At 37.8% G+C, this 11,520-nt stretch carries 12 protein-coding genes; 8 read left to right on the forward strand and 4 right to left on the reverse strand.

Features of this window, described 5'->3' with window-relative positions; genetic code table 11:
- Positions 1-3: 3 nt before the first annotated feature.
- Positions 4-1,011 carry an ATP-grasp domain-containing protein gene (locus HX124_RS08745; protein ID WP_286382290.1) on the reverse strand — a complete coding sequence of 336 codons (1,008 nt, stop codon included), beginning with the start codon at positions 1,009-1,011 and terminating at the stop codon, positions 4-6.
- A gap of 368 nt (positions 1,012-1,379) precedes the next feature.
- On the opposite strand from HX124_RS08745, the gene HX124_RS08750 reads away from it, so the two are divergent.
- The 8 genes from HX124_RS08750 to HX124_RS08785 all read left to right on the forward strand — a co-directional run bounded on the left by HX124_RS08750 (position 1,380) and on the right by HX124_RS08785 (position 8,214).
- Positions 1,380-2,609, forward strand: a complete 1,230-nt coding sequence (locus tag HX124_RS08750) for a TerD family protein (RefSeq protein ID WP_286382291.1) — start codon at positions 1,380-1,382, stop codon at positions 2,607-2,609.
- Positions 2,610-2,660: 51 nt separating this feature from the next.
- A complete protein-coding gene (locus tag HX124_RS08755) occupies positions 2,661-3,236 on the forward strand; it encodes a TerD family protein (protein ID WP_107008667.1) in 576 nt (191 codons plus the stop codon).
- A gap of 16 nt (positions 3,237-3,252) precedes the next feature.
- Positions 3,253-4,356 carry a DUF475 domain-containing protein gene (locus HX124_RS08760; RefSeq protein ID WP_107008668.1) on the forward strand — a complete coding sequence of 368 codons (1,104 nt, stop codon included), beginning with the start codon at positions 3,253-3,255 and terminating at the stop codon, positions 4,354-4,356.
- A gap of 3 nt (positions 4,357-4,359) precedes the next feature.
- Positions 4,360-4,938, forward strand: coding sequence for a TerD family protein (locus HX124_RS08765; RefSeq protein WP_107008669.1), 579 nt, complete (start codon positions 4,360-4,362; stop codon positions 4,936-4,938).
- Positions 4,939-5,071: 133 nt separating this feature from the next.
- Positions 5,072-6,382: a vWA domain-containing protein gene (locus HX124_RS08770; RefSeq protein ID WP_286382292.1), complete on the forward strand. Its 1,311-nt coding sequence runs from the start codon at positions 5,072-5,074 to the stop codon at positions 6,380-6,382.
- An 11-nt stretch (positions 6,383-6,393) separates the two neighbouring features.
- Positions 6,394-7,110, forward strand: coding sequence for a TIGR00266 family protein (locus tag HX124_RS08775; protein WP_286382293.1), 717 nt, complete (start codon positions 6,394-6,396; stop codon positions 7,108-7,110).
- Between the two features lie 12 nt (positions 7,111-7,122).
- On the forward strand, positions 7,123-7,710 hold the full coding sequence (locus HX124_RS08780; RefSeq protein ID WP_286382294.1) for a TerD family protein: 588 nt from the start codon (positions 7,123-7,125) through the stop codon (positions 7,708-7,710).
- A 225-nt stretch (positions 7,711-7,935) separates the two neighbouring features.
- Positions 7,936-8,214, forward strand: coding sequence for a DUF7710 domain-containing protein (locus HX124_RS08785; RefSeq protein WP_286382295.1), 279 nt, complete (start codon positions 7,936-7,938; stop codon positions 8,212-8,214).
- 41 nt (positions 8,215-8,255) lie between these two features.
- Here the strand turns inward: HX124_RS08785 and benE are convergent, their stop codons facing one another.
- The 3 genes from benE to benC form a co-directional block, all read right to left on the reverse strand.
- Positions 8,256-9,473, reverse strand: a complete 1,218-nt coding sequence (benE, locus tag HX124_RS08790; RefSeq protein WP_286382296.1) for a benzoate/H(+) symporter BenE — start codon at positions 9,471-9,473, stop codon at positions 8,256-8,258.
- A 135-nt stretch (positions 9,474-9,608) separates the two neighbouring features.
- Positions 9,609-10,394, reverse strand: a complete 786-nt coding sequence (gene benD / locus HX124_RS08795) for a benzoate diol dehydrogenase BenD (RefSeq protein WP_286382297.1) — start codon at positions 10,392-10,394, stop codon at positions 9,609-9,611.
- A gap of 79 nt (positions 10,395-10,473) precedes the next feature.
- A complete protein-coding gene (benC, locus tag HX124_RS08800) occupies positions 10,474-11,490 on the reverse strand; it encodes a benzoate 1,2-dioxygenase electron transfer component BenC (protein WP_107008676.1) in 1,017 nt (338 codons plus the stop codon).
- Between the last annotated feature and the right edge of the window lie 30 nt (positions 11,491-11,520).

Consider the following 11,520-nt stretch of genomic DNA (forward strand, 5'->3'; position numbering starts at 1 on the left):
ATCTTAATCCATTTTAAAGCTTTGTACTAAAGGCAATACTTTGACAGGTGAAAGCGGTGCCTCACGAGTTAAATCCAAGCCTAATTTTTGTGCAAAAAGTTCTGCCACTAAATTCACCCCAGTATGCTGGGTATATGCAAATCCGCCCGCAGGACGTGCATTAATTTCTAAAATATGCCATTTTTGATGTTGGTCTTGTTTAAACTGAATATTAATTAAACCGTCGCAATTAAAATGTTGAACGAGTTGTGTGCAAATTTCATGACAAGGATGATCTAAAAAACACACTTGATGAAATTGATGTTTAATACGTGTGACTTGTGCCAAAACTTTACCATGATCACAAGCAATATCAACAGAACACTCTTCACCATTCAAGTAGGGCATAATCAAGTATTCAATACCTTGTTGAAGCTGTGCATACGCTTCGATAAATTGTTGTGTATTGGCAACAAAAGGTGATTTAAAGTGTTGAAAATAATCAATATCATTTTTTAAATGTACAAAGCCTGCTCCATATACGCCATGTACAGGTTTGGCACAAATTTCACCAAACTGTGCTTGAGCAGCTTCAATGGCATTTTTTAAACTTGTCGTTGAATCTACTTTAAATGCAGGAATATAGGGTAAATTTAATGCTTTACATTTTTCTGTAAAAGCGTATTTATCATCCATAAGTTCAAGTTCAGCTAAGGACGATGCACCTGTAACCAATTGAATATTATGTTGTCTAAATTGTTCACGATAAGGTTCAATGTATTGGGCTCTTTTACCACAAAATAACAGATGAACTTTGTGAAAAATACATTGTTCTAACAACCATGCTGCTGACTCTTCAATAGGTGGTTGATGTATAAATAAATCTGCGATATTTAACAGCTCAGGGCGCTGCAAATTGTGTGAACAGATGATATGCAGTTGAGTGTTTAAAGTGGAATTTTTTAAAGCAGCAATAATATCTTTTTGACAGGAAAAACTTTCAGCAATCCAAACAGTAAAATAATTTTTCACAGTCAGTTTTATTCTCAAGTAAGTTAAATTTAAAAAAATTAAAGTTTAATAATAAATTTCTTGGATATTATTTTGTATATTTCTCGATATAAGAGAAAATAAAACAATTACAAAAAATTATCTCAGAAGCTAGGTGATCAATTATTAAAATCTTTTGCAATATATAATTAAAATAGAATCACTTGCAATCTTTTTTTAAAGCTGCTTTGTTTATATTTTTGTTAAAAAAAAGAATTATATGCTTTGGTATGTCACATTTTTATGATAAAAATGAGTTATTCAAATATATTAAATCAGAGTAATTTAAATTTTGATTTCATTGGGAAATTCACTTTTTATAGATTTATAACAATGGCTTTGAGGATAATATGCAATTGATTGCAGGTAGTAATATTGGACTAAATCAACAAAATGTTGAAATTTTAATAAAAACAAATGTCCCAGCGCATGTCGATTTAGACATCACCGCTTATTTGTTAAACAAAACCACACAAAAAGTTCGTGGTGATCAGGATATGATTTTCTACGGACAAAAACAGACCACGAATCAAAGTGTGATCTTAACTGAATCCAACAGTAAAGCACCTTATCAGAGTAAATTAAGCTTTAATACGGCTTTAATTGATCCTCAAATCAGTAAAATTGCAATTTGTGCCACTTTAAATGAACCGCATGCAGTTCATGTACTTGCTCCAATTCATATCGAGTTACAGGAAAATGGGCAAACAGTTGCAACAGCAATTGTGGAAACTCAGCAAAAGTCTGAGAAAGCTTTGATTTTGGCTGAGGTTTATAAGCATAATGAAAAGTGGAAATTTCGTTTTGTGAATCAGGGTTTTAATGGTGGGTTAAAACCACTCGCTGAAAATTTTGGTGTTGAAATAGCAGCAGAAACAACACAAGCTGCGCCAACGCCAACGCCAACGCCAACGCCAACGCCAACGCCAACGCCAACGCCAACGCCAACGCCAAGCTCAAGTTTAAATTTATCTAAAATTAAATTAGACAAAACCAATTCAAGTATTAACCTGACTAAAAAAGGCTCAGGTTTCGGTAAAATTTCAGTAAATCTAAACTGGAATCAAGGGCAACAAGCCCAATCTGGTTCATTTTTTAAGAAGTTAGTGGGTGGAAATAAAACAGTCGATCTCGATTTGGGTGCAATGATTCAGTTCAAAGGCGGTCAGATTGCATTGGTACAGCCATTGGGTAATCAGTTTGGACATTATGATCGTCCGCCATTCATTTATTTAGATGGTGATGATCGTACTGGCGCCGTGACGACAGGCGAGAACTTGCATATTAATGGTGATCGTTGGGATGAAATTGAGCGTGTAGTGATCTATACCTATATTTATTCGGGTGCAGCACAATGGGCTGCAACAGATGGTGTCGTGACGATTCGTATCCCAAATCAGCCTGAAATTGAAGTGCGTTTAACCGATGGTAATCATTTGACGACTTGCGCTATTGTTGAGTTAAAAAATATCGCGGGTAGTATTCAGGCAAATCGTGAGGTGCGTTATTTTAAAGATCAACAATATTTAGATCAGCATTACAGGTTTGGCTTCCGTTGGACACAAGGATCTAAAGATTAAAATTTGATTTATTTTTTATATTTAAGTTCATAAGAGAAAGGGTAGAAATACATGGCTATTACTTTAAATAAAGGTGGTAATTTATCACTAAGTAAAACAGACCCATCATTATCACAAGTACTTGTGGGTTTAGGTTGGGATGCTCGTGCAACAGATGGTGCGGATTTTGACTTAGACGCTTCAGCATTTTTATTGGGCGCAAACGATAAGGTTCGTGGTGAACATGACTTTATTTTCTATAACCAAACACGCTCTCCTGAAGGTTCTGTGGAACATACAGGCGATAACCGTACAGGTGATGGCGATGGTGATGATGAATCCGTCAAAATTAACTTGGGTTTAGTACCTGCGGATATTCAAAAAATTGCGATTACGGTGACGATTCATGATGCAGAGCAACGTGGTCAAAACTTCGGTCAAGTACAAAATGCATTTATTCGTATTGTTAATGATCAAAGTCAAGTCGAAATCGTTCGTTTTGACTTGAATGAAGATTATTCAACTGAAACAGCAATGGTATTTGGTGAATTGTATCGTCATAACGGTGAATGGAAATTCCGTGCCGTAGGTCAGGGTTATGCTGGTGGTTTGCGTGCAATGTGCCATCAATATGGCATTAGCATCTAAACGTTGAGTGGAATGAATGAAGCATTTTAGATTTTCGATCTTATTCACCATTATCTGTTTAGCAATTTCAGCATATTGGGGATTTACTCACGGACCTGATGCAGGTCTGATGATGATGTTTAAAGTATTGGCAATTACGGGTATTTTAGCCATTATGGAAGTGTCATTGTCATTTGATAATGCCGTTGTGAATGCTTCCGTACTTAAACATTGGGATATGTTTTGGCGTAAGTTATTCTTAACTGTCGGAATCATCGTTGCTGTATTTGGTATGCGACTGGTTTTTCCATTGCTCATTGTTGGTGTAACCGCAGATATGAGTATGGTTGAAGTGGCTAAGTTAGCACTGAATGACCCTAAAACTTATTCTGAAAAATTGATGGATCATCATGCTGAAATTGCTGCCTTTGGTGGTATTTTCCTATTATTGGTCTTTTTAAACTTCCTCTTTGATGATGAAAAAGATGAACATTGGTTTCATTGGATCGAGTCTAAATTAGCAGATTTAGGTAGCATTCAAGCAATTTCAGTTTTTATTTCACTGGTTGTATTGTTGGTGATCGCAGGTTTTGTACCAGAAGCACAGCGTTTAGTTGTGGTTATGGCAGGAATCTGGGGAATCGTGGTCTATGTGGGTGTGCAGGTCATTGGGCACTTACTTGAAGGCAGCGGTTCTGATGACGAAGATGAAGATGAAAAATCTTCAAATGGCAACGCAACAGTTACAGGTACGGTCGTAAAAGGTGGTATTGGTGGCTTCTTGTATTTAGAAGTGTTAGATGCATCTTTTAGTTTTGACGGGGTCATTGGTGCATTTGCAATTACCAATGATGTTGTTGTGATTATGTTAGGTTTGGCAATAGGTGCGATGTTTGTTCGTTCTATGACCATTTACCTAGTTGAAAAAGGCACATTGGATGCCTATGTATATCTAGAGCATGGTGCGCATTATGCGATTGGTGCTTTAGCATTGATTATGCTCGCAAGTGGTACAGGTGTGCATGTACCTGAAGTTGTAACAGGATTGATTGGTGTAGCGTTTATTGTATGGGCGGTATTATCATCAATTTCGTATAGCAAGAAACAGCAAAAGTTAGAATCAACACAAGAAGGAAATTAAGACATGGCGATTAGCTTATCTAAAGGCGGTAACATTAACTTATCTAAAACTGCACCTACGATGAATAAAGTAGATTTAGGTTTAGGTTGGAACCCACGTGTAACTGATGGTAAAGCATTTGACTTAGATGCAGTCGCATTTTTAACAGATGAAAATGGCAAAGTCACAGGTGATGGCGATTTTATTTTCTTTAACCAAAAAGTATCTCCATGTGGTTCTGTAACGCATCAAGGTGATAACCGTACAGGTGATGGCGACGGTGATGATGAAACGATTTCTGTAGACTTGTCTAAAGTTCCTGCAAATATTGCGAAAGTTGTCTTTGCAGTTACCATTCACGAAGGTCAACAAAACGGTCAGAACTTTGGTCAAGTTGACCGTGCTTATATCCGTGTCATCAACCAAGATGCGAACGGTGAAGAGCTTGCGCGTTTTGACTTATCTGAAGATGGTAGCACTGAAGTTGCGATGATTTTTGGTGAATTATACCGTCACAGCGGTGAGTGGAAATTCAAAGCTGTAGGTCAAGGCTTTAACGGTGGCTTAGGCGCATTGGCTGCAAGCTACGGTGTTGCCGTTTAATCTGTAAAAACAGTATAAAACAGAGTACTAAAAGAGCAATCTTTTAGTACTTGAAAATAATTTGACAGTCTTTGTATTTTATAAAAATCGTTTTAAATCGATTATTTTCAAGTACTAAAATAGAGAATGATATATGCAACTGGTTTCAGGACAAAAGTTCGCACTGACCCAACTGTTACAATCTACATCAGAATTGAGTGTACGTGTTCAAGTGCAAGCAAGTTTTGAAATTGATATTTCTAGCTTTGGCTTAGGGCGACATGGTCAGCTTTATCATGATGATTATATGACTTTTTATAATCAGCCAAAAACGCCTGAAAATGAAGTGCAATATGTTCAGCAAGCACAGCAACATATTTTTAAATTTGATCTCAGTCAAATTGATACTGAAAAAACGCCCCGTTTTGTGATTTGTGCGACAACAGATCAAACGACTTTAAATCATATCCAATCTATTCAAGTTGAGTTAGTCAATGCTGAGCAGCAAGTTGTAGCACATTATCAATTAAATAGTGCTCATTTTCAGCAAGAAAAAGCGGCTATGTTGTGTGAAATCTACTTTAAAAATGACGCTTGGCGCATGGCGGCGGTTGGGCAAGGTTTTAATGGTGGTTTAAAAGCATTGGTTGAGCATTTTGGTGGTGAAGTTGCAGATGAAACTGCTGCTTCTCCTATCGAAAATACCGTAACTCAAAACCATGTACCTGCAACGACATCGACTTTAGATTTAAAGAAAAAAGTAGTGTTAGATAAAATTGAGAAATCTGCCCCACAGCTTTTAGAACTCACTAAAAAATCTTTAATCAGTTTAGAAAAGAATAATTTACTCAATGTGAAAGCACGGGTAGCACTTGTTCTAGACTATTCAGGTTCAATGAATCAGCAATATAAAAAAGGTGATGTACAAAAAGTCCTTGATCGGATTATGCCTTTAGCGGTGAATTTTGATGATGATGGCAGTTTTGAATGTTGGGCATTTGCACAGCATGCTTTACGTTTAAGCGATGTACATTTAGGTAATTTAAAAAACTATATCAACACAGAACAGGGCGGGCATAAAAAATGGGATGCTGGCGCACGTTTTAATAATGAACCTGCGGCACTGAATGCGGTGATTGATTATTTTATTCAAGAAAGCCCATCCGATTTGCCTGTTTATGTGGTGTTTATTTCAGATGGCGGCGTATCTGAAACTAAAAAAATTAAACAAATTTTAAAAGATATATCCAATCAAGCAATTTTTTGGCAGTTTGTGGGCATTGGTGGTCGAAACTATGGTGTCTTAGAACAGTTAGATGAGATGTCGGGACGTGTGATTGATAATTGTAATTTTTTTGCAATGGACAATATCGACAGTATGCCTGAGTCGCAACTTTATGATTTGTTATTAAATGAATTTCCAATGTGGCTCAAAGCTGCGCAACAAAAAAATATAATCAAGTAGGACAAAGAGCAATGGCAACATTTACCTTAGTTGGTAGTCCAGAACCTTTTTTACATGTCAGTATGAAACGTGGTGAATCGATTTATTGTGAATCGGATGCCATGGTCATGGTGGAGCAAAATCTCGAAGTGACAGGTAAGTTACGTGGCGGTGTATTTCAGGCGTTTATGCGTAAATTTACCTCAGGCGAATCTTTGTTTCAGCAGCAAATCAAAGCTTCAAATGGAGATGGTGAATGTCTGTTATCACCAAATTTAGATGGCGATATGCAAATTTTAGATGTTGGGCAACGTCAATATATTTTGTCAGATGGTGCATTTGTCGCTGCAACTGAACGTACCAATATTAAAGCAAAAGTACAGAGTAATATTGGTGGTGCATTATTTGGCGGTACAGGTGGCTTTGTGGTGATGGAAACAGGTGGGCAGGGGCAAGTCTGTATTTCAGGCAGTGGTACCTTGCTTGAGTTAGATATTACCCCTGAACAAGGCGAGGTCACCATTGATAATGGTCATGTTGCAGCTTGGGATGCGTCTTTAAACTATAACATTGGTATGCCGACTTCAGGTGGCGGTGGTATTGTTGGCAATATTTTTAATAGCTTAACCAGCGGTGAAGGTTTAGTGATTAAGTTTCGTGGGCATGGCAAAGTGATTGTATGCTCTAGAAATCGTGCAAGTTATTTACAATGGTTGGCATCGGCTTTAGGTCGTGGAAACTCAAACTGAAGGAAACAATAAATGGGTATTAGTCTAGTAAAAGGTCAAAAAATTTCGTTAGAAAAACCAGATGGTTCTTCATTAACAAAAATTTATTTGGGTGCAGGTTGGGACGTGGCTAAAGGCGGTGGCTTTTTAGGTGGTCTATTTGGTGGCGGCGGTGGCTCTATTGATTTAGATGCTTCGGCAATTTTATTTGATGCCAATAAACAAGTGCTTGATAATGTTTGGTTTGCTCAGCTTCGTAGTCGTGATGGCAGTATTCAGCATTCTGGTGACAACTTAACAGGTGAAGGCGATGGTGATGACGAGAAAATCTTTGTAGATTTGACGCGTGTTCCTGATCAAGTTCAGCAAATCGTATTTACGATTAGTAGCTTCCGTGGTCAAACTTTTGAAAAAGTAGAGAATGCCTTTTGCCGTTTAGTCGATGAAACAAATAATACTGAAGTTGCAAAATATAATTTGTCAGCACAAGGTAATTATACTGCTTTGATTATTGCGAAAGTATATCGTCATAATGGTGCTTGGAAAATGTCAGCCTTGGGTGAGTCTTGTCAAGGTAAAACGATTCATGACATCGTACCTTCGGTATTGCCATTGTTGTAATTGATTGTTTTTGATGACATAAAAGCCTAATTTTTAGAAATTGGGCTTTTTCTACATAGATTGCATGCTTTTTGGTTTAGTTGTAATAAAAATAATGCATTTGTTATAACTGCGTTCAATAATGAAAATATATTTTAAATAGGCGAATCATCATGCCAAGTATTATGATTGAAGTCAGACAACATTATACAGTTGATACTGAACTAGAAATAATGGAGGCTGATTGTGAATAAAAATGTTTATATTTTTCAGGGAGAACGGGCAACATTTAGCTCGGCTGTATTTTCAAATATAGTACAAGCTACAGAGTGGATTGAGAAAAATAATTTAAGTGGGATTTTAACGGAATATATTCTGGATTATCCAGTATATGATTGGGCGGTTGATCAGGGTTATTTTAAACCCAAGTCTGAGATCGACTGTTCTTCTCAGTTTATCGGTAGATTTAGTTCAACTTATCAAAAACATTGGCATTATATTCATGGTAAAACTGAGCAAGAATAAAGCCCACCCAAAACTGATTTGAGTGAGCTTCATACTATTTTTTATTTTGAACTGGCAGCTTCAGTCTGGCTTTGTGTTAATTTTTGACGTTGTGTCAAAATCACATGTGCCACGATACCAATACAAATGCCCCAAAATACTGAACTGAGACCTAAGAAGCTCATCCCTGAAGCCGTTGCTAAAAAAGTCAGTAAAGCAGCATCACGTTGACTTTCATTTTTCATTGCAGCAGAGATGTTAATCGCAATCGCACCCAGTAAGGCTAAACCTGCTAATGCAGCGACTAACTCTTTGGGTAATAATGTAAAAAGCATCACAATACTTCCTGCAAATAAACCACCTAATATATAAAAAATACCATTGGCAATCCCTGCAATATAACGCTTTTCTTTCAGTTCATGTGCATCTTTACCCATACAAAGTGCCGCAGTAATCGAGGCAAGAACAATGGTAATTCCACCTACGCATGCAACAGCCATAGATGCCAGACTGGTTGCTGTGATGATCGGTTTAGCAGGGGTATCGTAGCCACTTAACTTCATAATCGCCATACCGGGTAGAAATTGCCCAGATAAGCTCACCAATGTCAGCGGAATAGCAAGGTTAAGCGTTGAGTTCCAAGTCCATTCAGGCATGATGAATTGTGGAATAGCGAGAGAAAAATCGACATCAACGGGATTCATTTTGCCTAAAGCTAAACTTAAAATCACACCTGAAACAAGCACAAAAACCATGGCATAACGAGGGCTGAGTCTTTTTGCCACCAAATAAACCAAAAGCATGCCAAAAACAATCATTGGCATGGTGTCTGTGGCTTTAAATAAGCCTAGCCCAAACTGAAATAAAATACCTGCCATCATGCCTGCGGCAACATCTTGTGGAATCCATTTGAGTAATTTATCAAAAGAACCTGAAATTCCAATCAAGAAAATAATCACTGCGGACGTGATATATGCAGCAACAGCTTCATTGAGTGAGATATGTGGAAATAGTGTGACCAATAAAGCTGTTCCGGGAGCAGACCAAGCTGTGATCACAGGAACTTTAAACTTAATGGATAAAAATATTCCAGCAACCGCAGCACCAATAGAAATGCCCCAGATCCATGAAATCATCATGGCATTACTGACATTGGCTTGTTGTGCTGCTTGGAAAAAGATAATGAGTGGACCTGAGTACGAAATCAAGACTGCTAAGAAACCAGCAACTGTAGCTGAAATTGACCAGTCCTGTTTTAGGGTCTTAAACAGGGTTGCCATTGGGCATTTGCCTCCATGCGTGTTTAATTCAATGATCCTGCTGAATTGTGTTTAAAATTATGTAGCATTTAGAAAAAGTTAAATCCACATCGTAATGTAGATTTAAGTATTTAAAAAATAAAATGGGTGATCGGTTTAACCCTGATCTCCACCACCGACAGGAACGACAGTACCTGTAATATAAGATGAGTCATCTGAAGCTAAAAATAAAATTGCATTCACTTGTTCTTGGATCGTGCCGTAGCGTCCTAAGAAAGTTCGATCAATGGTTTGATCAACCACTTGTTGCATCCATTGTTTTTCATTTTCAGATAAAGGATTACTATTGCGAGGTACTTTTCGAGGTGGTGCTTCGGTGCCGCCTGTTGCTACAGCATTGATACGGATACCATCTTTCGCATGTTCAAAAGCCATTGCAGTAGTTAAGGCATTTACACCACCTTTAGATGCAGAATAAGGTACACGGTTAATACCACGTGTCGCAATTGAAGATACATTAACAATCGTACCTTTCTGATTTTTCAACATTTCTGGTAAAACTGCACGGCAGCACCATAATGTTGGGAATAAAGAACGATTCACTTCCTTAATAATTTCTTCTTCAGAAAATTCTTGGAAGGGTTTCATCCAAATTGCACCACCGACATTGTTGATTAAGACATCAACACGACCGTATTTTTCAATTGCTTTAGCCACAACAGATTGAGCGCCTGCAAAAGTTTCTAAATCTGCTTTAATCGTGATCGCATCACCTTGATGTTGCAAAATTTCAGCTAAAACTTCATCTACAATTTCAGAGCGATCTGCGAGGATCACTTGTGCGCCTTCAGCAGCAACTTGCAGCGCAACACCACGACCAATCCCTTGAGCAGCACCTGTAACAATAACAACTTTATTTAAAAATCTTTGACGATCTGACATTTTTTTCTCCATGCTCAATTTTTTAAAACCGAATATTTAAAAACCTCGTTTTGAGTGCAAAACGAGGTTTGTGGAAAGCTTAGTTCGCAGAGAATTTTTCAAATAAGAAGTTTGCAGGTTTTACACCTTCTTGGTCTAACCAGCCACGAACGGCTTCGACCATTGGAACTGGACCACAAAGGTAAACGTCAACATCACCACCATTGAGCCATTCATTTTCAATATGACCTGTCACATAACCTTTACGTTCATGCGTAGAGTCAGCATGTGCTACAACAGTACGATATTCAAACCATGGTAATTTTGCTTGTAACTCGTTAAGTTTTTCAATGGCAACTAAGTCAAAATCATTGGTTACACCGAAAACAAGACGTACAGGTTGTTCAGAACCTTTTTCTTCTAGAACTTGTAGCATTGACATAAATGGTGCAATACCTGTACCACCTGCAAGCATAAGAACAGGGCGAACAACATTACGTAAATAGAAGCTACCAAAAGGACCTGTGAATGTCATTTTGTCGCCAGCTTGAGCATTGGCACTTAAAAACTCGCTCATCTTACCATTAGGTACATTACGTACAACAAAGCCTGTTAAGCGGTTGCCTGGTTTTGAGCTAAATGAATAAGAGCGTGTTTCTGCTGTGCCTGGTAGCGCAACATTGACATATTGTCCTGCAAGGAAATGAATATCTGGCTGACCTTCATCAAGTTGAATATCAAAGGTAATGGTCGATTCAGATAAGTTTTCTACACGTGCTAAAGTGCCTTGGAACTCATGAATCTGAGTTTTACAGACATCAGAAGTTGCTTGAATCTGGAATACAGCGTCTGAAGTTGGTTTACATTGGCAAGCTAAAATATAGCCTTCTTCTGCTTCTTCAGGTGTTAAAGCATCTTCAATATAGTTTTCTTCAGGCATGTCATAAGAGCCAGACTCACAAAACGCACGACACGTTCCGCAAGCACCATCACGGCAATCTAAAGGAATGTTAATTTTTTGACGATATGCAGCATCTGATAAGGTTTCACCTTGAGCGACACTGATAAAACGCGTTACGCCATCTTCAAATTGAAGTGCAACATTATGGTTTGACATGGCTAGAATCCTACTTAAATTTTGATACTT

Source organism: Acinetobacter sp. 226-1 (genome assembly GCF_030329325.1).
GTDB lineage: Bacteria > Pseudomonadota > Gammaproteobacteria > Pseudomonadales > Moraxellaceae > Acinetobacter > Acinetobacter sichuanensis.